At 43.3% G+C, this 20,881-nt stretch carries 17 protein-coding genes; 11 read left to right on the forward strand and 6 right to left on the reverse strand.

The features are described from left to right. Positions 1-75: 75 nt before the first annotated feature. Complete coding sequence (locus G3R48_RS10455; RefSeq protein ID WP_153664835.1) at positions 76-2,031, reverse strand: tetratricopeptide repeat-containing diguanylate cyclase; 1,956 nt, start codon at positions 2,029-2,031, stop codon at positions 76-78. A gap of 189 nt (positions 2,032-2,220) precedes the next feature. Here G3R48_RS10455 and G3R48_RS10460 point away from each other — a divergent pair, with 189 nt between their 5' ends. From G3R48_RS10460 to hydF, 8 genes are all read left to right on the forward strand, one after another. Next, entirely contained in the window at positions 2,221-3,228 is a 1,008-nt protein-coding gene (locus tag G3R48_RS10460; RefSeq protein ID WP_153664837.1) for a class I SAM-dependent rRNA methyltransferase, read from the forward strand. Positions 3,229-3,703: 475 nt separating this feature from the next. After that, positions 3,704-4,939: an iron hydrogenase large subunit HydA gene (hydA, locus tag G3R48_RS10465; protein ID WP_153664839.1), complete on the forward strand. Its 1,236-nt coding sequence runs from the start codon at positions 3,704-3,706 to the stop codon at positions 4,937-4,939. Between the two features lie 10 nt (positions 4,940-4,949). Then, complete coding sequence (locus tag G3R48_RS10470) at positions 4,950-5,270, forward strand: iron hydrogenase small subunit (protein WP_153664841.1); 321 nt, start codon at positions 4,950-4,952, stop codon at positions 5,268-5,270. Between the two features lie 13 nt (positions 5,271-5,283). Next, a complete protein-coding gene (locus tag G3R48_RS10475) occupies positions 5,284-5,970 on the forward strand; it encodes a cytochrome b/b6 domain-containing protein (RefSeq protein ID WP_153664843.1) in 687 nt (228 codons plus the stop codon). 83 nt (positions 5,971-6,053) lie between these two features. Continuing rightward, a complete protein-coding gene (hydG, locus tag G3R48_RS10480) occupies positions 6,054-7,496 on the forward strand; it encodes a [FeFe] hydrogenase H-cluster radical SAM maturase HydG (RefSeq protein ID WP_153664845.1) in 1,443 nt (480 codons plus the stop codon). Then, complete coding sequence (locus tag G3R48_RS10485; protein WP_323741269.1) at positions 7,474-8,130, forward strand: hypothetical protein; 657 nt, start codon at positions 7,474-7,476, stop codon at positions 8,128-8,130. The genes hydG and G3R48_RS10485 overlap by 23 nt, the downstream gene beginning before the upstream one ends. Then, positions 8,127-9,161, forward strand: coding sequence for a [FeFe] hydrogenase H-cluster radical SAM maturase HydE (gene hydE / locus G3R48_RS10490; protein ID WP_153664847.1), 1,035 nt, complete (start codon positions 8,127-8,129; stop codon positions 9,159-9,161). The genes G3R48_RS10485 and hydE overlap by 4 nt, the downstream gene beginning before the upstream one ends. Beyond that, on the forward strand, positions 9,145-10,377 hold the full coding sequence (gene hydF, locus G3R48_RS10495; protein ID WP_153664849.1) for a [FeFe] hydrogenase H-cluster maturation GTPase HydF: 1,233 nt from the start codon (positions 9,145-9,147) through the stop codon (positions 10,375-10,377). The genes hydE and hydF overlap by 17 nt, the downstream gene beginning before the upstream one ends. Positions 10,378-10,561: 184 nt before the next feature. Here the strand turns inward: hydF and G3R48_RS10500 are convergent, their stop codons facing one another. Further along, complete coding sequence (locus tag G3R48_RS10500) at positions 10,562-11,083, reverse strand: DUF3087 family protein (protein WP_153664850.1); 522 nt, start codon at positions 11,081-11,083, stop codon at positions 10,562-10,564. Positions 11,084-11,499: 416 nt separating this feature from the next. On the opposite strand from G3R48_RS10500, the gene gltS reads away from it, so the two are divergent. Beyond that, the gene (gltS, locus tag G3R48_RS10505) at positions 11,500-12,723 is read left to right on the forward strand and encodes a sodium/glutamate symporter (RefSeq protein WP_153664852.1); all 1,224 of its coding nucleotides are present in this window, start codon (positions 11,500-11,502) and stop codon (positions 12,721-12,723) included. Between the two features lie 228 nt (positions 12,724-12,951). Here the strand turns inward: gltS and G3R48_RS10510 are convergent, their stop codons facing one another. From G3R48_RS10510 to G3R48_RS10525, 4 genes are all read right to left on the reverse strand, one after another. Further along, positions 12,952-13,218: a YecH family metal-binding protein gene (locus G3R48_RS10510; protein WP_153664854.1), complete on the reverse strand. Its 267-nt coding sequence runs from the start codon at positions 13,216-13,218 to the stop codon at positions 12,952-12,954. A 271-nt stretch (positions 13,219-13,489) separates the two neighbouring features. Beyond that, a complete protein-coding gene (locus G3R48_RS10515) occupies positions 13,490-14,920 on the reverse strand; it encodes an FAD-binding oxidoreductase (RefSeq protein ID WP_153664856.1) in 1,431 nt (476 codons plus the stop codon). 70 nt (positions 14,921-14,990) lie between these two features. After that, positions 14,991-16,652 carry a hydroxylamine reductase gene (hcp, locus tag G3R48_RS10520; protein WP_153664858.1) on the reverse strand — a complete coding sequence of 554 codons (1,662 nt, stop codon included), beginning with the start codon at positions 16,650-16,652 and terminating at the stop codon, positions 14,991-14,993. A 310-nt stretch (positions 16,653-16,962) separates the two neighbouring features. After that, positions 16,963-18,546 carry an FG-GAP repeat domain-containing protein gene (locus tag G3R48_RS10525; RefSeq protein WP_153664860.1) on the reverse strand — a complete coding sequence of 528 codons (1,584 nt, stop codon included), beginning with the start codon at positions 18,544-18,546 and terminating at the stop codon, positions 16,963-16,965. Between the two features lie 233 nt (positions 18,547-18,779). On the opposite strand from G3R48_RS10525, the gene G3R48_RS10530 reads away from it, so the two are divergent. Together G3R48_RS10530 and G3R48_RS10535 are read left to right on the forward strand one after the other, a co-directional pair. Further along, positions 18,780-18,989 carry a TOBE domain-containing protein gene (locus G3R48_RS10530; protein ID WP_153664862.1) on the forward strand — a complete coding sequence of 70 codons (210 nt, stop codon included), beginning with the start codon at positions 18,780-18,782 and terminating at the stop codon, positions 18,987-18,989. 266 nt (positions 18,990-19,255) lie between these two features. After that, positions 19,256-20,851 (forward strand): multiheme c-type cytochrome, encoded by a 1,596-nt coding sequence (locus G3R48_RS10535; protein WP_153664864.1) that lies wholly within the window; start codon positions 19,256-19,258, stop codon positions 20,849-20,851. Positions 20,852-20,881 lie beyond the last annotated feature (30 nt).

Raw genomic sequence — 20,881 nt, forward strand, 5'->3', positions numbered from 1 at the left:
TCTGGGCAAGCAAACTCAGCGATTGAAGCGATGAAGTTCACTCAATACGCTTATGTTATGCCGCCCTAAAAGCGTTTAAGAGACCACTCGCGTGCTGGCCACTTCAGCCCGGTTACGGCCCTTGGCTTTCGCTTGGTATAAGGCTTTATCTGCTGAGATTTTTAGCTCATGCCAATGGCTGGTGAGATGTTTCTTCGTCACCGGTAAAGTTGCACCAATTGACACCGTCATATCAATACTGACATCAGTGGTTTCCATGGCTTTGTTAGCAATGGCTTGGTTCATTCTTGCAAGTACTTCTGTTGGTAAGGTTGGGCTATCTAAGCCCAATAAAATAATAAACTCTTCTCCCCCCCAGCGCGCAAGTACGTCAGTATCGCGGATTTGCCCTGACAAGCGCATTGCACAAGCCTTTAATACTTCATCGCCAACATCATGTCCGTGGGTGTCATTCACCCGTTTAAAAAAGTCACAATCTAACATCAATACACTAAAGTAAGGCGAGCTCAATGACGCACTAGATTGAATTACCACATCTTCGACATAACGGCGATTATAAATATTGGTTAAGGCGTCAATATTGGACTGATTAAATAAGTCTTTATTAGAAGAGCTTAAGCGACGAATACGCTGAACATGTTGACGATAACGTTGGAATAACCACCCCGAAAACATCACAATACAGACAAATAGTAACAACCAAAACTTTTCACGCAGCTTGTTACGCTCTAACGTCGACTCTTTAAGGTTATTTTCCGCAGTTAATAAGGCAATTTTTTCAACATTAATTTCATTCTCAAACTTTTCTTGCAGTTCAAACATTTGCGCTTCACGGTTCTCAAACAGCACCTTTTGAGTGCCTTCGTAATATTCAGTTAGGTGATGAATCGCTTTTGGATACTCTTGAGTTTGCTGAAAAATATCGGCTAGCAACTGATGCGAACGCAGCGCTAAGGCTTTATTTTCAATCATCTCAAATGCTTTTAACGCCGCTTGTCCATGTTGCTGCGCAGGCGCTAATTCACCCAGAACAAACTCAATTTCCCCCATCCCTAATAAGCATTGGTTATATAACATTGGGTCGGGCATATTCTTTGCTAATTTTAAACAACGTTGCACTAACGGCTTAGCTTGTAAATGCTGCTTTTGCTTCATCAGCAAGCTCGCTTGTGTCCAAAGGGCATGAATAATCAGTTTGGTATTACCCGATTTTTCCGCCACAACCGTGGTTTTTTCATTGAACAATTCTGCTTGCGCTAAATCATTGACTTCCAGCATAAGCTCGCTGGCATTGGCGTATAACACCACCAAATGTTCATAACTTGTGTGTGTTGATTTTAGGGCAACATCAATCGCTTGCATGTTGTATTCAATGGCCTTACCCCACTCTTTTACACGTGAGTAAACAACCGATATGTTCGAATAAAGTTTACTCAAATAACCGATACTGGCATTGCTATCAACTAACGAAATAGCCCGTTGATAATCCTTTACCGCATCTTCATATTTTAAACGCCGTGAATAAAGCACGCCCCGTGCATTTAACGCCCGCGATAATAAGCGGTCATAATGGGTTTGTTCGGCTAAATCCACCGCTTGATTAATTAAATTGTATGCAACTTCAGCATGACCTCGCCTTGCTGACAAAATCGCTTTTAATGTAAGTGCTTCAGCAACAATCCATTTTTTACGGCTTTTGGCGCCTAAAAATACAAACTCATCTGCCACTTTTTCTGCGGCATCTAACTTCCCTTCATTGACTAAAATGTCATGTTTGATGCGCAAAGATAGCGCCTGGTAGGCCGGCGGGGAGGAATCTGTCACCGTAGACAAGAATTTCTCTACGCTGTTAAGTGTTTTTACCGGTTCGGTTTCACGTTGATGAAACAACGCAAACAGTTGTTGTCCTTGTTTAGTCAGCTTTATCGTATCAAGGGGATCAAAAGAGGCTGATTTGGCATAGCTGCCCATAGAGACAAGCAACAAGCTTACACCTGACAACAACATCAAAATACAACAACGCCATTTCATTACAATTTCAGCCCTTAAAAACAAATTATCAGTAACTTATCATTAAAAATGATTATTTTTTGCTAAAACAATCACTGTTATAGAAAATAGTTTATCCAAATGCTTGATATCATTCGTGGTAATAATAAGCAGCCGACATAAGCACGATAACTTGATACAATCTGCCTCTTTTCTTGTTGAGCTTCTATCATGACCTTGCTTGTTTCACTCACCCTGGCTATCCAATCTCGCCGCGAATTTTTATTATTAGCAGCACAGCAAAATACCACCTGTTATCGCCTCTTTCACGGCACGGTTGAAGGTGCACAAGGACTCAATATTGATCGATACGGCGACACGTGGTTAATTCAATCATTTCATCAACCGTTAAGCGCAACCCAAATTAGCCAAATTAGCCCTTTGCTAACAGAGGTCTGTGACTTACCTGTCGTGTATCATGACCGCTCGCACACCAACTCACGGATTCAAAACCCAGATCATCAGCACGATGACATCAACGCAAGCAAAACAAGCGTGATGTATGAAAATGGCATTGCCTTTACCAGCAAACTGCGTCACGAAGGCCAAGATCCATTATTGTTTTTAGACATGCGCATTGGCCGAGAATACGTTCGTCAGCACAGTCAAAATAAAACCGTATTAAACTTATTCTCTTATACCTGTGGCATTGGCACTGCCGCTGCGGTAGGCGGAGCAAGTAAAGTCACCAATGTCGATTTCTCTTCATTTGCACTCGACGCTGGGCGTAAAAATGCCCAACTCAATCACGTTGAGTCACAATGTGAATTTATTCAGAGCGATGCATTCCCTGCGCTGCGTCAATTGGCCGGGCTCAAAGTGGGTGGCCGAAGAAACCAACGCATGCCTAAATACCCCAAATTATCCGCTACGCAATATGATCTCGTCTTTTTAGACCCGCCACGTTATGCAAAGAGCCCATTTGGGATTGTTGATTTGATTAGTGACTATCAAGGCTTATTTAAACCCGCATTGCTGACCACTAAAGTCGGCGGCACGATTGTCTGTTGTAATAATGTCGCCAAGGTAGACAAACAAATCTGGTTTGAACAACTTGTACGTTGTGTTGAAAAACAAGGTCGCAGTGTCAGCCAACATCAATGGCTCAACTGTCACCAAGATTTTCCGTCATTTGACGGTAATCATCCATTAAAAATAGTGGCATTAACCCTGGACTAAACGTCGTTAACATTAACTACGTTATATAACCTCCCTATTTATGGTGGTAAAGGTGAGTCTTTCGCTCTTGCGGATGTAAACTGGGACATCGTTGGTTCATGTTCACTATCACTTAAAGTAGAAATGATTTACCCATTAAGTTAATCACTCGACTTGGCAACAACATGCCAACACAAAGGCGCTCTTAGGGGCGCCTTTTTCATTTACTCATGCAAAAACGCCGCTATTTATCAGCCTTGCTTATATATAAATACCTACATTAGTCATTGTTTAAATTGACTTTAATTAACATTTCACCCCCGCAAAGTTAAGCTAATTTTAAGATTGTAAACATATTGACTTAAATGTGAACTCAAACGGGCTTTTGCGTCAAAAAATATGATCTTCAGCAATTTTAAACGGAAATATTTCTTATATATTTGCCCACCTAATTTTAAAGGTGATTGACGAATAATAATAAGGAATAAGCAACGTTATGACGCAAACGACTTATCAACCTGGTGAGATTAAAGGGCTGATTGAAATTGAAGCTTCAAAATGTAAAGGCTGTGATGCCTGTTTAAAGTTTTGCCCCACTCATGCCATTGAAGGCGCTTCTGGTGCAGTCCATACCATTGATCAAGAAAAATGCTTAGGTTGTGGTCAATGCTTAATTAACTGCCCATTTAGCGCAATTAAAGAAACCCACAGTGCCTTGGAAACCGTCATTAACAAACTGGCAGACAAAGACACCAAAGTCGTTGGCATTATCGCCCCAGCAGTACGTGTTGCTATCGGGGAAGAATTTGGCCTAGGTAAAGGCGAATTAGTCACTGGCAAGCTTTATGGCGCAATGCACCAAGCGGGTTTTAAAATCTTTGATTGTAACTTTGCCGCCGACCTCACCATTATGGAAGAAGGCAGCGAGTTTATTCATCGCTTACACGCCAATGTTAAAAACGAACCCAACGCAGGGGCATTGCCGCAATTTACCTCTTGCTGCCCAGGTTGGGTACGCTACCTTGAAACCGACCATCCAGAGCTATTACCACATCTGTCGACGGCTAAATCACCACAACAAATTGCAGGTACGGTTGCAAAAACCTATGGCGCAAAAGTGTATGACACCAAGCCAGACAAACTCTTTACCGTTGCGGTCATGCCATGTACGTCTAAAAAAATTGAAGCATCACGCCCTGAATTTAATTCAGCATGGCAATACCACCAGCAACAGGGTCAAGATGTGCCGTCATATCAAGATGTCGATGCCGTACTGACCACCCGTGAAATGTCACAACTACTCAAGCATCTTGAGATTGACCTTGCCAATACCCAACCGTTTGACGGCGACAGCTTGTTCTCACAATACAGTGGCGCAGGCACGATTTTCGGCACCACGGGCGGGGTAATGGAAGCAGCAATTCGCACCGCACATAAAGTCATTACTGATGAAGAAATTGCGCAATTAGACTTCACTGCCGTGCGCGGCCTCGAAGGGGTCAAAGAAGCATCTGTGACCTTGTTTGATAAGGCCTTAGACCAAGAAGTCACCATTAAGGTTGCTGTGGTTCACGACATGGGACACAACATTGAACCTATCATCAACGACATTATTGCTGGCACCTCGCCATACCACTTTATTGAAGTCATGAACTGTGCTGGCGGCTGTGTTAACGGCGCAGGACAACCGATTGATACAAGTGGCTCAGGTTGGATTGGAAATCTTGGATAAGGAACACATTATGATGGATAAAAAACCCCTTTTTGAGGAAGATAAATTCTTCCTTTCACGCCGAAAATTTATGGCTATTGGCGCAGCATTTGTCGCCACATTGGCGCTACCTGTTGCATGGTTTAGCAATAAACTGGCTCGTCGTAATGACTACATTAAAGCGCGCTCAGCCGGTTTATACCAAGACGACATGATAGCCAAACAACGGGTGAGCCACGCTAACTCTGCCGTTGAAAAATATTATGCCGAATTTGGTGGTGAGCCACTGGGTCATAAGTCACACGACCTACTGCATACCCACTTTGTTGATCGCACTAAACTAAAATCATAAGGGAGAAATCAACATGTCTTCGACTCAACATGATACTCGACCTATTTTAAAGCACCCTTTAAATGTGCGCGTGTTTCATTACATTTTGTTATTAACCTTTTTACCCTTAGCGGCCACTGGGTTATTGCTGTTCTTTAAGCCATTATCGCAAAATGCAATGCAACTCACCTACGACATCCACATGATTGCAGGTGTGGGGCTTACCCTTAACGCTGTGTTATTTACCTTATTAGCTTTTGACCGAGTAGTGCTGTTTATTGCTCGCGTATTTAGCTTTTCAGAGCGTGATGTTAAATGGTTCATGGTGCTGGGTGGATACCCACAAAAATTCTTGCTGGGTAAAACAGTCCCTATCCCACCGATGAACAAATACAACTCAGGCCAAAAATTATTTGGTGCATGTGTCCTAATTGGCGGCGCATTATTAATCGTCTCTGGTTTCGTATTGTGGTTAATTCCACACGCAGCGCCAAGAGATATGGTTTGGGGATTAGGCCAAATACACCTAGTTGCAGGCCTTGTTTTAACTGCATTCTTACCGATTCACTTATTCCTTGCGGTGTATCGTTTTGATGATTTCAAAGCCATGATGCTCCACGGCAAGGTGCCATACCATGACGCCGCACAATACACGCCATTATGGGTTGAAAAAGAAATCGTTGCAGTAAAACAACAACCTGCAGAAGCAGCTAAAAATTAATGACATTTTTTTATGCTAACTCAAAACAGCAGCACCTTATTTAGGGCTGCTGTTTTTTGGGTTCATCACCACAAGAGTTTTTTATGAGTACACAGACCCATAGCCACGATATCCACATGCAGCCATATGATAAAACCCACAGTTTTATAAATGACCAACATATTTGGCAAACAATTGAATCGTCGGCAAACCCAACTCAACAACAAGTCCGTCACGTGCTAGAAAAAGCGCAAGAATGCCAAGGGCTTAGCATTGAAGAAACCGCAATATTATTGCAAAACCAACACGCTGAATTAGATGACGCATTATTCAATGTGGCTCGCGAGATAAAAAACAAAATTTATGGTAATCGCATTGTTTTATTTGCCCCGCTTTACGTGTCAAACCACTGCGCCAATAGCTGCAGCTATTGCGGCTTTAACGCCGACAACCACGCACTAAAACGCACCACCTTAAAGCCAGAGCAAATTCGCAACGAAGTGCGGGTATTACAAGACATGGGCCACAAACGTATATTGGCCGTTTATGGTGAACATCCACGCAATAATGTTGATGCCATTGTTGATAGTATTGCCACTATGTACGACTGCAAAGACGACAAAGGCGGAGAAATACGCCGCATTAATGTGAACTGTGCGCCAATGAGCAGCACAGACTTTGCCCGCCTTAAAACGGCGCAAATTGGTACTTATCAGTGTTTCCAAGAAACCTATCACCGTGACACCTATGAGTCAGTCCATTTAAAAGGTAAAAAGAAAGATTACCTTTACCGCCTTTATGCCATGCACCGTGCCATGGAAGGTGGCATAGACGATGTCGGTATTGGCGCCTTGTTTGGCTTATACGACCACCGTTTTGAACTGTTAGCAATGTTGTCGCATGTCGAGCAACTTGAAACCGTTTGCGGCGTTGGTCCACACACCATTTCATTCCCTCGTATAGAACCGGCTCACGGCTCAGAAATCAGCGAAAAACCACCCTATGAAGTCGACGACGAGTGCTTTAAACGCATTGTGGCAATTACTCGCTTAGCAGTGCCGTACACCGGGTTAATTATGAGTACCCGTGAAAGCAGTACCTTGCGTAAAGAGTTATTAGAACTGGGAGTCTCACAAATCAGTGCTGGCAGTCGTACTTCACCTGGTGGCTATCAAGACAGCGAGCAAGACCAACATGACGCAGAGCAATTCAGCCTCGGCGATCACCGCCCGATGGATGACATCATTTATGAACTGGTCACCGAGTCCAACTCCGTGCCGTCATTTTGCACCGGTTGTTACCGCAAAGGACGCACAGGCGATCACTTCATCGGCCTAGCCAAGCAACAATTTATTGGTAAATTTTGTCAGCCCAACGCCTTGATCACTTTTCGCGAATACTTAAATGATTACGCCGGTGAACAAACTCAAAAAGCAGGTACTGAGCTAATAGAACGCGAATTAACGGCCATGGGCAAAGCACGCGAACGCAACGTGCGCACCTGCTTAGCCAAAACGGATGCTGGTGAACGTGACATCTACCTGTAACCCCACAGCAAACATGGCTGACACTATGGTGTCGATGCAAGGTATCACTGTCAGCGCAGGGCTCAATATCTCTGCGCTGCTCAACGCCGTGCAACAAGCTAACACCATGGTGTGGCACGCGGCTATTTATAACAATTTTGCCAATGGCGACATGAACACACTACTGCAGCGACAACTTCGTTCAAGGCAGTTACAACAGTTAACGATTATCTCCCAGCACTGTGCTCAACATTGGCAAGATGAATTTGCCGCCATTGTGCGCCCTACACTGACAAGCCAAGATGTCAGCACACTGCAACGCACCTCGCTCAATTGGTGTCAGCAGTTAAGTAACTCATACCCGCAACAAGTGCACCACTGCGTTAGTCAGCACTTACCATTGCAGCCTATTTTGCTTATTGGTGACCAACTATTTATTGGCCAATACGCCCATAGCCACAGCACGTCAGCTCAAGGCTTATGGTTACAAATAGACAGCTGCGCATTAGGGCTTGCTGGCGGTGAATTACATCAATGGTATCTCGATGGCACACCTGCCAACTTATGCGATTGGCCACAAGCTATTGGTCGTTATGTTGAAGAATGTCGCCAAGTATCACGTCAGCCATTTACCCTCTTGGAGCCAACGTTATGACCGCTGCAACCATTAGCCCAATGGCGTTAAACAAACAACAAATACTTTCCCTGTTGCAAGGTCAACAAGACACCTGGTTATTTGACCAAGCGCAGCGTATCACCTCACAGGTATTTGCCGATAATGTTTACTTACGCGGTATTGTTGAGTTTTCAAATTATTGTCTTCACAACTGCCATTATTGTGGCTTGCGCAGCGCTAACCGTAAGGTGGTCCGCTATCGATTATCAGAGCAAGAAATACTGTCAGCAGTAGACAACATTGTGGCGGCAGGACTAAACACCGTGGTGCTGCAATCGGGCGATGACAAACACTATCGAAGCGAGGTAATTACAAGACTCATTGTGGCGATTAAGCAAAAACACGACATTGCCATTACGCTATCGCTCGGCGATCGCCATTCCCACGAGTTACAACAATGGCGCGCAGCAGGCGCCGACAGATACTTATTAAAAATGGAAACCTTTGATCAAACCCTGTTTGAACAATGCCGACCAAAAGCCGACTTTCACCAACGCTTACATCAACTTAAAACATTACAATCACTTGGGTATCAAACCGGATCTGGCATTATCACTGACCTACCCGGCACAACAGATGAACGGCTTGCCAACGACATATTAACGCTCACCCAAATGGAGCTCGATATGTTGGCTTGCGGCCCGTTTGTTGCTCATCAGCAAACCCCTTTTGCCGATGAGCCAAACGGGAACGTGCTAACCAGTCAGCGAGTAAGCGCCATATTGCGCCTAATGAACCCTTACGCCAATATTCCGGCCACCAGCTCATTAGAGGTATTAACCCGCGGCGCGCGTGAACAAGCACTATTGCGTGGCTGCAATGTGATAATGCCTTCGTTCACACCAGAAAAAGGATACGTTAATTACAGTATCTACCCGGGGAAAAATGCCTCCACGATTGCAACCCAACCACGTTTAAACGCGATGTTCGAACAAATAAATGCCCACGGCTTACATCCATGCTTAAGCCGCGGAGATTCGAAAAGGAACCCACATGTGCCAAGGAATTAATCCCCAAAGCAATCCATCACAACTTGCCCCACGAGGTATGCGCCACCAAATTGCACTTTTAGGCCGTCGTAATGCCGGTAAATCGTCAATATTAAACATGATGGTCGGCCAACAAGTGTCCATTGTGTCCGACATAAAAGGCACGACCACAGATGCGGTTGCCAAGCCTTACGAATTACTGCCATTAGGGCCAGTGACATTTTTTGATACCGCCGGTGTTGATGATGGCAGTGAACTAGGCCCGCAAAGGATACAGGCCACATTACAAGTGATGTACCGCGCCGATATCGCGCTGTTAGTTACTGATGAGCAAGGGCTCACTGACACCGAACTGGCGTTAATTGCGCAAGCTAAAACCCTGCAATTACCCTTATTAGTGGTATTTAATAAAACCGATTTACGCGCACTACATCCAAAAGATAGCGCCTATTGCACCGAACAACAGCTGCCTTTTGTGGCGGTTTCGGCCGCCACCTCAAAGGGCAATGCCGACCTAAAACAAGCCATTTATGACCTCGTGCCTGAGGAGTTAAAAAATGAACCCGCACTCGCCAGTGATTTGTACCAAGCAGGCGATCATGTAGTATGTGTGGTCCCCATTGATACTGCTGCGCCTAAAGGCCGGTTAATCCTCCCGCAAGTGCAAATTTTACGTGAGGCACTCGATAACAACGCCATCGCCACCGTCGTAAAAGAGACCCAACTACCGGATTTATTGCAACAACTTCCCAGCCCACCGGCATTGATCATCTCAGATGCGCAGGTGATAAAACACATTGACCAAATCGTACCGCAAACGATTCCGCTCACCACCTTCTCAACCCTTTTTGCGCGTTTTAAAGGTGACTTAACCGCAATGGAAGCCGGTGCTGAGCAGTTCGATAACTTGCAAGATGGTGACAAAATATTGATTTGTGAAGCTTGCAGTCATAACCCGCAAGCAGATGATATTGGCCGCGTAAAACTACCTAAGTGGATTAACAGCTATACCAACAAACAATTAGAATTTGAGGTGGTAATGGGACATGATTTCCCCAACAACCTTGAAGAATTTGCCTTAGTGGTGCATTGCGGCGCTTGCATGTTTAACCGCACCGAAATGCTGCGCCGAGTGAGAGAGTGCCAACGTCGTGGTGTCGCCATCACTAACTATGGGGTAGCAATATCTAAGCTACAAGGCGTGTTGCCTAGAATAATGAAGCCTTTTAAGGTGTAAGATTTATTTTGCTGACGCCACTAAAAAGCCAAACATAAGTTTGGCTTTTTAGGTTTTTAGCAGTTAATTTTCATCTTAGTCTTAGCCTTAGTCTTAGCCTTAGTCTTAGCCTTAGTCTTAGCCTTAGTCTTAGCCTTAGTCTTAGCCTTAGCCTTAGCCTTAGTCAGCATCAACGTAATCTAGATTAATACTGTGCCAACATACTTTGCTCAAAATCATCAGTGCTCACGGTTAGGTTCAATTGCTGTATTTGTGCCTCAATCTGCTCAAGTTCAGCAGTGACTTTTTCCATCGTTAAGGTGTTATTGTCCAGCTCATACACATTGGCAAGGCTTTGGTAGTAAAACAGTGAAATAATGAGCGCGTCGGTTTGATTATCGTTGGCGGCTTGCTTAATCTTGGTAAGTTTTTTAAAGATTTTGTTTTGCAGCTGCTTTAATTGCCACACGTAATACACTTCATGAAACTGCGGCTTTTCGCGATTTTTACGCACAATGAATGTGCATATCATCAAGGCGATGATCACCCCTAAAAAATTCAAATTAAAATTGCCCGTCGAACCATCGGGCATGGCTTGTGAACCATAAAAGGCAATCAGCACTTGGCCAATCAGTACCGACAACCCCGCTAACATCGCAATCAATGCCATTTGCACCCGATTGTTCATTTTGCGGTATTGGGCTTTATTGATAACTTCTAACTTCATTGTGGGTTTATTTCCAAAATATGGGCTGAAATGGTGACCATAGCATACTGTTTAACCGCCATGAACTCACCTAGCAACCTGTTGCTTTAGTAACAATTCAAGAACACATCACACTATTGACTTTCATTACGAATATAAACTTAAAACCAAACCTACACCCCAACACAACATCAGTAACAACAAACGTCACTTCAGCACCCAGTATTCACACAAAAATGCCTTTCGCTGTTGTTTTCGCTGCGCTGACCGTAGAATTAATTTGATACAGCGTACTGTCTGTATCCTTTTCAAAACAATCGAAGTGAAGCGTCTTATCTTTTAATCACCGGCTGTGATTTTCATAACTTCACTCATCTTATCGCTCACTGAGCTGTCTCAGTTGAGAATCATTGTACTCGTAAATTCAAAGGTATTTCATGCAAGTTGTCTATTCTATCGGTGAACTGGAATCGTTTATTATTGCGATTTTAGTGTTATTTATCGGCCACACTGTTAACCGTCACGTTAGCGTATTAAAAAAATACAATATCCCCGAACCGATTGTGGGGGGGTTAATTGTTGCTGCTGTGATTACTCTTTTACACTTTAATAATATTGTGTTGGAGTTTAATTTGTCCTTACAAAACACCTTAATGTTGATGTTTTTCAGCACTGTTGGCCTTGCTGCCAATTACAAACTGCTGATGAAAGGTGGGGTAAAAGTTTTTTGGTTTTTAGGCATCGCCTCGTTGTATATCATTATTCAAAACGCCGTAGGTGTGAGCTTAGCCAAGGTGTTAGGCTTAGAACCTATTATGGGGTTAATTGCTGGGTCAATTACCTTGTCAGGCGGCCACGGTACGGGTGCGGCTTGGGCGCAAACGTTTTATGACCAATACGGCATTCATACATTGGCATTAGCCATGGCAGCAGCCACGTTTGGTTTGGTTATTGGCGGGATTATTGGTGGCCCAGTCGCACAGCGATTAATTAATAAAAAGGGCTTAGTGTCTTCATACGGTATTGATGGCGACCACCATAAAGATCATCCTGATTTACACACTTACGACCAACTTGAAATCGACCGCATTAATGCCAAGAGCATTTTAGAGATCTTATTCATTTTATTAGTGTGTGTTGCTGGCTCTCAGGCGATTTCTAAAGGCGTAAATGCATTAGATATTAGCTTCTTAAAAATGCCGACATTTGTGTACGCACTGTTTATTGGTGTGGTGATCACCAACTTAACGGAAGTGAGTCGCGGTTATAAAATTAACAGCGAATCGGTTGATATTTTAGGGACGATTTCATTGTCATTGTTCTTAGCAATGGCATTGATGAACCTCAAATTATGGGAAATTTTCAACCTCGCAGTGCCATTGCTCATTATCTTAATGATACAGGCAGTGATTATGGCGCTGTTTGCTTACTTTGTGACATTCCGTTTAATGGGCAGTAATTATGACGCGGCAGTTATTGCTGGCGGCCACTGCGGCTTTGGTATGGGCGCAACCCCAACAGCGGTAATGAACATGGGCGCATTGGTTAATCGCACTGGGCCGTCACCACAAGCATTTATGATTGTGCCTATTGTAGGGGCGTTCTTTATTGATATCGTTAACGCCATTATCTTACAAGGTTACTTAAGCTTTATTGTGTAACCCACGCCGCTAAGTCGCCGCTGACGATGCAGGTTTAGCGAAATCAACCTCGCCATGTCATGCTTAAGCTAAAAACAAAAACGCCAGACTAAGTCTGGCGTTTTTTATTTCATCGATTTAGCAACATTAAGCCGATGACTTTTTTCTATTAATAGCGCAACTCAATGGGTTACCAGCATAGTGATACAAAGGCATATCTTTAATGCATAGATAAACAGAGCGGGTCAATTAAGCTTCTTCTGCTTTTGCCGCTTCTTTGCTTGCACAGTGACCGCACTGGTTAATGGTAAAACCTTGTTCACCTTCAGTGATTCGGCCATTACTAACAAACAAATCAACAAGTTGTTCACCTGTCATATCGCTAGCTTGGCAAGTATGAAACTGCGCTTGCTCACCAAATTCCTGTGCAACTAATGCTAACCACTGATCACGAGGTTGAGGAGAGTGAGACTTCATTAAATTAATGACATTACGACCATGAATTGACTTTGACATGAGAGACCTTTTAAAAATAAAACAAAATTGTACCCCCTAGCTCACCTTGTTAAAGTTGCGTTAGGTCAAGGTTTAGGCAGGGAATAAAAGCTAAATGATAATTATTTGTACCAAATCACATCCCCATCAAGCAGATAACGACGCTGAGAAAGTGAATATTAAATGAAAGGGTGAAGGGGAATACGCACACCAATAGGACGATAACCAAGTTTCATGCCAGCAGGCTTGGCCTAAAACCTCGCCAAGCTGACAATCATCAATGATGACAAACTTACATTTCTAGATCCACATCAGAGGTAATTTTGGTTGAACAAGCCAACACATAACCGGCTTCAATTTCTGCTGCGGTTAAGGTCATTTTACTGCTTGAAATCGTCGTGCCATCGGTGACTTTACACTTACATGCACCACACACACCGCTACGACAAGCAGCAATAATCGGCAGCCCTTCTGCCTCAATGCCTTCAAGTAAGGTTTGGTCGCTGCCAAGGGCAATCTCTTTATCCGCGACCTTTAACATAAATCCACCAGCGGCTTTATGTTCACTGGCACTCAACTTAGGCGCATTTGAGGTTACACTTGCCACTTCACCAAAACTTTCTTGGTTAAAGTTGTCCATATTAAAGTCAGCGGCTTCTAACATGGCTTTTACCGCATCCATGTAAGATTGTGGGCCACAAACAAACACTGTACGGCTTTGATAATCAGGAACTAGCGTGGCTAGCTTTTCAACGTTAATACGCCCAGTTTCAAATTGAGTACCGTCAAAACGTGCTGATAAACTGGCGGTTTCACTGCCTTCACGCAATAAGTAACTTAATGAAAATTGTGGACTGCGTTGCGCCATGGATGCCATCGCATCGGCAAAAATAACGTCGTGACTGCTTTGAGCACTGTGAACAAAAGCAATATCACTATCAACACTGGTGTCGCATAACCAACGTGACATTGAATGCATCGGCGTAACACCACTACCTGCACTTAAAAACAAGTATTTGTCAGCGGCAATATCAATAAGGTTGAATGCGCCATCAGGGCCAACAACCGTCACTTCGTCGTCCACATTTAGGTGTTCAGCTAAATGGTTAGAGACCAAACCACCTTCAATACGCTTCACCGTAACCATTAACGAATAAGGCCGTGATGGTGAAGATGCAATGGTATAACTGCGATAAACTGTTTTACCGTCAATGGTTAACTTAAAAGTTAAAAATTGACCCGGCTTAAAGTTAAACTTCACAGGCTCTAGGCCTTTAAAGCGAAAGCTCACCACATCGTGGGTTTCGTTCCATTTTTCAATGCAGCGCAATGTGACTTCTCTGCGTTGCCATTCATCTGCCGCTAACACTTGCGCTTGAGTTGGCTGAGTTTGTGTTTGCTTAGAGGCTAATGCGCCAGCAAATGAAAAACCGCCTGTTGCAGGTTTAGTTGCCGCAGGTTTTTGCGCACTAGCCAGCGCGCCTGAAAATGAAAAGCCTGAACTAGCAGGTTTTTCAGCGGCTTTGGCAGGGGTTGATGTGGCGTTGTCAGCTTGAGCAGACGACAACGCACCAGCAAAAGAAAAACCAGATGAGCTTGGCGCCGCGGGTGTCGTTTTCAAGTTGGCATCGGTGGTCGGTGCGTTTGAGTTATCGCTGGCCGGCTCTTTTGATGATTGAGCGGATGCCAATGCTGTTGAAAATGAAAATCCTGAGGTACTCATAATTCACCTTACATACTAAAAATAAAAAAACGGCGATAGCAGCCAAAGCCACTATCGCCGTATTCACAGATTAAGCGCCTTTGTTAAGCATCGCGTTTAAGTCTGTTGCTACATCAGTGGTAGTACGAAGACCAAATTGATCTTCTAAAATCTTAGCAAGGTTTTCAGTTAAGAAACCTGGAGCGCTAGGACCTGTACGGATGTTTTTAACACCAAGCGATAATAATGTCAGTAATACTACAATCGCTTTTTGCTCGAACCAAGAAAGGACAAGGTGTAATGGCAATTCGTTAATGTCACATTCAAAAATGTCTTTTAACGCAAGTGCTAATTGGATTGCAGAATAAGCATCGTTACATTGTCCAATATCTAATAGACGTGGAACACCGTTGATGTCACCAAACTCAAGTTTGTTGAATTTGTATTTACCACAACCTAACGTCAAGATGATTGAGTCATCTGGTACTGAAGTGGCTAAATCAGTGAAGTAACTACGTTCAGTTTTGTCACCGTCACAACCCCCAATAAGGAAGAAGTTTTTGATTGAACCGTTTTTCACGTTTTCAACAACAGTTGGCGCAGCCGCCATTAATGCATTATGTGCAAAACCAATGGTGATCATGTGTGGAATTTCGTCGTATTTAAAGCCTTCAAGTGCTTGTGCTTTTTCTACAACTTGGCTGAAATCGTCACCTTCAACGTGAGTAACGCCAGGCCAGCCAACAATACTACGAGTGTAAATACGGTCTGCATAATCGCCAACATTTGGGTCGATAATACAGTTAGAGGTCATCACAACAGCGCCTGGGAAAGTACCAAACTCTTGTTGTTGGTTTTGCCAAGCACTACCGTAGTTACCTACTAAGTGTGGGTATTTTTTTAGCTCAGGGTAAGCAAGAGCAGGTAGCATTTCACCGTGGGTATAAACGTTAATGTCTTTACCTTCAGTTTGTTGCAAGATGAGCTCTAAATCTTTCATATCATGGCCAGAAACCAAGATAGCTTTACCTTTAACAGACTTAGTGTTGACTTGAGTTGGTTCTGGGTGACCAAATGAAGCCGTTTCACCCGCATCAAGCATTGCCATTATACGGTAGTTAAGTTGGCCAATTTCCATAGCAGTAGCAAATAGTTGGTCAGCATCAACTGAATCTTCACCAATAAATGCCATGATTTTATGGAAATCACCAGCAACTTCAGCGTCAGTTTGGTCTAATACGCGAGCATGCTCCATGTAAGCTGCTGCACCTTTTAAGCCATATAGGCATAAAAGACGAAGACCAAGAATATCTTCATGTACATCACCGCGGTTAGGTAGTGCGATAGGTGCTTGTTCAAGCATTTCAAGTTGACTTGCAGCAAGGTTTAATTCGCCTTGATTAGCAATAACAACAGGAGTTTGACCAGCAGCTTCACATGCAGCAACGTAAGCGGCTTTTAATTCATCACGGTAAGCTTGCGCTTGTTGTGCATAACCTGCTAAACGGTCGTCATCAAAGTTAACGTTAGTTAGCGTTGCGAAAAATGCTTTTGGTACAAACGTGTCAACTTCAGGATTAACAATACCAAATTCACGTGCTTTAACAGCATAAGCTGACACGCCTTGCAGCATATAAATAAGTAGATCTTGAAGGTCTGATGTTGAGGCTAATTTGCCACACATGCCTTGAGTATAACTACAGCCATTACCTTCTGGGGTACGAATTGTTTGCTCACATTGAACACAGAACATTGACACACTCTCCTAATTGCTAATCATGTATAACATTTACATGTTTAAAGCGAGTGTACTCTTTACTGAGAAAATCAAAACCTATTTTAAACACACGTTAATCATTTTATGAGTTATATCACTTTTTCTTGAATCGCGTGACTCAGCATAAATAATAATTAATTCAATATTAATCATATATTTAGTTATAAAAACAAAAAAATACCGCTAATGATAAAATTAACGGTATTTTTCTGAACACGGCCTTTAAGAGCACGCTAAAACATTGACTTTATTGATAATGAATCTTATTTGCATGTAAAAACAGCACTTACTTGGCAATTAACACCCTTAACTGTTGTTGTAGCTTGTCATCATCTTGCGGACCATACTGTAGATATAAATCGTCTTTACCGTCGCCATTGATATCGGCAACTGACAACATACTGCCTTCAGTAGGGACATCGACGTTAAGCGATTGGCTTTTACGGCTAAAAGGCACAGCCCCTTTTTGACCCGTATAAATTTTGATCGCAGCGTCGCTGTCTGACAACAACAGTTCATCTAACCCATCGCCATTTATGTCAGCGACCATCACCACAGGTTGACCGCTTTGGCCGGAGGTTAAGCTAAAGTTGAGCTGCACTTGCTTGCTTTCATTGGCTTCACTAGGAAACTGACTATTGGTGTCCATTTTAAATATGTAGACGTCTTGATCGATGCTGCCCGACAACAAGGCACCGATCACTTGCGTGACACCAATATCAAAACCAGACACGATTACTTCCTCAATATTGTCGTTATCAAGGTCGGCAAACTTAAGCCCGGTTAATGTCCCTTCTGCGCGAATAAGACTACTTGGGTTACGACTAAATTGAACCGTATTAGATAGCGACTCACTGTTAGGTTGCGTCCCTAAATACACCTCATAGTCATTGCTGCGGTCAAACACACCTGAACTTTTGGTATAACGCACCACTAAATCGGTAAAGCCGTCGCCGTTGATATCTTTAATGTGCTCTACCTTACGATAGAGTAAATCGCTTTGATCAAGCGGTTTGCCATAGGCGTCGCGCTTATTCCACCAATTAACACCGCTGATTGGCTGACTGACCGACACAAAGCCAGCGACATCAGCAAATGTGCCATCTTCCTTTTGATAATAAACCTCCAACATGCCTTCGCCTACTTTAATTAAATCAAGGCGTTGGTCAAAGTTCATGTCACTGTAAAATATTTCACTGCGGCTGTATTCTGCCCCACTTTGAGTCACTTCAACAATCGGCAACAAGCCAATACTTTGTTGATGCCAACTACCGTCTGCTTGGGCCAACAATAAATGGGTTTGATTAAAGTCACTGATGATCACATCCCCTAAGCCGTCACCGTTAATGTCCCGCACAAAATCTCCCTTAGCGATATAATCAGGCTTTTCTGTCATCACCAATGAACTGATCGGCGCAACTTCAAGCCAATGCTGATGCTCATTTTTAACAGGCGGTGTTGTTACTGCGGCATCACGGTAAGGTGTCACGTATTGGTAAAGCATATCTTTACTGGTAAAGAACAAGTTTTGAAGCGGATTATTGGGCAGTGGGTCGTCAGGCTCAAAGACATCGTACTGAATAAAGCTGCGGTCAATTAAGGCTTTATCTAATCGGCTGAGCTTGTTGTCAACGAAACCATAAATCAATAACCAGCGTTGCTGCTTGTCGTCAACGCCAACCGTAATTAATTCATTACCTGGATGGGGTAACACATTGGCACTAATCACCCCTTGGGTTAACGTCATTTCGGTCGTAATAACATGCTCATCAAACGTCATTGCTTGCGCAGATGTTGCCATTATACCTGTGAGTGCCAACCAACAGCCGATCGTTAATTTATTGCGCCAGTGTTGTCTCATCCCTTTCATGGCTCACTCCATTTTCATTTGTTCAATCACCCATTTAATTGCACCACGTTACGTTAAACATTATGTTGCGTAAAGGTTAAAATCGCCATCTATTCGCACTCGAGTAATGTATAAACCAAGCCATGGTTATCAGCGCGTTTTGCCGCACCAATTCTGGTTGTATTTTTGTGACCATTATTGACTATACTGTGCAAGGATATATTCACAATCAAGGTAAAAGTTAAGGAACTAACATGAAAATTAGCGCACGTAACACCCTCAACGGCAAAGTAAAATCAATCACCGAAGGTTCAGTAAATAATGAAGTCGTCATCGAGCTTGCTCAAGGCGTTGAAATCACCTCGGTAGTGACGAAAGAATCATGTAATAAACTAGGGCTAAAAGAAGGTGGCAGTGCTTATGCCATTATTAAAGCAAGCAATGTTATGGTTGCGGTTGATTAAATGACATCACGAATTTAGCCACTGCGGCTAAATTCAACGATATAAAAAAGCGACTGAGAAACGTTTTTCTGCGTCGCTTTTTTTATGTCTACCATTAGTACTTATGCGCAACGACGGTACTTAAGGCTGACCTTGCTCACATATGAACGAATGTTCATCTCAGTTTGCGCCATTGTTTAACGGTTCTACATGTAACTCACGTTTATTAGATAAGCCGTATGTTATAAATTGATCATGTTCAATGAAAAGATACGGCTGTGAGATACATGAAACCATTCACCCTGTTCCTCAGTGTGTTTTTCACAGTAATGCTAAGTGGTTGCAATCAGTACAAATTACACTCCGATAACCTTGCTCATTCCGTGGATAACCCTCTGTCACAGATCAAACATGTCGCCACAGCGACTGATTACCGGCTCACACTTGAACCACAGCACATTGTTGTGGTTGGCCAGCAACCGTTTGAGATGACTTTTTCCGTCACAGGTAAAAACCAACAAGGCAAAACGCTTCCCTTTACTGGGCTAACTAAAATTGCTGTGTTTGTCACCAATCAACATCGAAATGCTAAAGGTATCGGTGCCTCTTTTGTATGGCAAAGCCATGTCATCACCAATACCCACAACCAATATAATATGATTTGCTCTGTTGATGGTGCTAACAGCCAGCATGATTGCACCTTGCGCGAAGACAAAAAACAACCGGGCACTTATCATGCTTGGTGGCAACACCAAGGCAATGCCCCTGTTGTACTTGCTAATGGCGACCCCAATAATCTACACCGAGTGATGATTCAAAGTTTGAACGTTACTGACTTTGCAGGCAAACCATTAGCTGACAACCTACTGTCGACCCCAATAGACTTTATTCCAGCAACGGGGCAGATGGCTAAGTCACAAAAAGATTCAGTGTCTAATTCTGCTTGTCGAAGCTGCCATTTATGCCTTGGAGGCTACGATGAAGGTGATATTCGTATTGCCAATTTACACAAGCATGATAACTATCAAAAAGTAGAAAACTGCATTGCTTGCCACAATTCTGCAATGGCTGCCACACAAGACAACCCTAAAAAAGGTTTTAGCCTTAATTGGAATGCCATGATCCACACCTTGCATTCGGGCAATAAAATGAAGCTCAATGGTGAGGCAAAAGAACTGTTTGGCGGCATCGATTTTTCAGATGATTCAAATAAATGCCAAACCTGCCACGACAATGGTCAACAGTGGCGACAAAATATTTATGCACAGGCCTGTGTCTCTTGTCACAACAACGTAAACTTCAATACCGGTGAAAACCATGCCGGCATTATTCCCACCGGAGATGAAGCTTGCACACTCTGCCATTCATCAGGCCGTTTAAGCCCTAATGAGGCGCATTCAACTCATTGCCGAAAATCAGCCACTGGCAACTTTGTTATAGATATTCAATCAGTTAAAGTCACCCCTGCAGCAAACGCAGCTAACAGTAATTTGGTGATAACGGCTAAAGTTATGATGAATGACAAACCACTTGATGCTGCGACTTACGCCCATATTGACGACTACATGACAAATGAAACTCGGCCGTTTTTGGTTGGTAAAATCAATCCTGAAACAGGAGCTCCAATTGCACTTAACCTCCGCCGCTTAGGGATAAATACTTTCAAGCCATTATTTACCGGTGGTGTCATGGGTAACAATGGCATGTTAACCGTCAGCGCCAAATACCTCACCAGTCAATTGGTTGGTCAGGTATTTGCCACAGCAGAGCTGCAACTATGTGCCAGCAATGGAAAAATTGTGAAATGTGATGACAACGCCCAGCAAATAACCGTCGCCAATGTAGCGAAAACAAAATATTTCAATTTAACCCCAACACACTAATAAGCTCATAAAGATTAATCTTTTTTGAGT

This window comes from Shewanella intestini, assembly GCF_018221465.1.
In the GTDB taxonomy this organism is placed as follows: Bacteria; Pseudomonadota; Gammaproteobacteria; order Enterobacterales; family Shewanellaceae; genus Shewanella; species Shewanella intestini.

Bases quoted from the DNA above. Each gene is read 5' to 3' on its own strand.
- G3R48_RS10515 (WP_153664856.1), bottom strand. From the start codon at position 14,920: ATGAGTACCTCAGGATTTTCATTTTCAACAGCATTGGCATCCGCTCAA.
- hydE (WP_153664847.1), top strand. From the start codon at position 8,127: ATGACCGCTGCAACCATTAGCCCAATGGCGTTAAACAAACAACAAATA.
- G3R48_RS10510 (WP_153664854.1), bottom strand. From the start codon at position 13,218: ATGTCAAAGTCAATTCATGGTCGTAATGTCATTAATTTAATGAAGTCT.
- G3R48_RS10500 (WP_153664850.1), bottom strand. From the start codon at position 11,083: ATGAAGTTAGAAGTTATCAATAAAGCCCAATACCGCAAAATGAACAAT.
- hydG (WP_153664845.1), top strand. From the start codon at position 6,054: ATGAGTACACAGACCCATAGCCACGATATCCACATGCAGCCATATGAT.
- hydA (WP_153664839.1), top strand. From the start codon at position 3,704: ATGACGCAAACGACTTATCAACCTGGTGAGATTAAAGGGCTGATTGAA.
- G3R48_RS10470 (WP_153664841.1), top strand. From the start codon at position 4,950: ATGATGGATAAAAAACCCCTTTTTGAGGAAGATAAATTCTTCCTTTCA.
- G3R48_RS10455 (WP_153664835.1), bottom strand. From the start codon at position 2,031: ATGAAATGGCGTTGTTGTATTTTGATGTTGTTGTCAGGTGTAAGCTTG.
- G3R48_RS10475 (WP_153664843.1), top strand. From the start codon at position 5,284: ATGTCTTCGACTCAACATGATACTCGACCTATTTTAAAGCACCCTTTA.
- gltS (WP_153664852.1), top strand. From the start codon at position 11,500: ATGCAAGTTGTCTATTCTATCGGTGAACTGGAATCGTTTATTATTGCG.
- hcp (WP_153664858.1), bottom strand. From the start codon at position 16,652: ATGTTCTGTGTTCAATGTGAGCAAACAATTCGTACCCCAGAAGGTAAT.
- G3R48_RS10530 (WP_153664862.1), top strand. From the start codon at position 18,780: ATGAAAATTAGCGCACGTAACACCCTCAACGGCAAAGTAAAATCAATC.
- G3R48_RS10535 (WP_153664864.1), top strand. From the start codon at position 19,256: ATGAAACCATTCACCCTGTTCCTCAGTGTGTTTTTCACAGTAATGCTA.
- G3R48_RS10460 (WP_153664837.1), top strand. From the start codon at position 2,221: ATGACCTTGCTTGTTTCACTCACCCTGGCTATCCAATCTCGCCGCGAA.
- hydF (WP_153664849.1), top strand. From the start codon at position 9,145: ATGTGCCAAGGAATTAATCCCCAAAGCAATCCATCACAACTTGCCCCA.
- G3R48_RS10525 (WP_153664860.1), bottom strand. From the start codon at position 18,546: ATGAAAGGGATGAGACAACACTGGCGCAATAAATTAACGATCGGCTGT.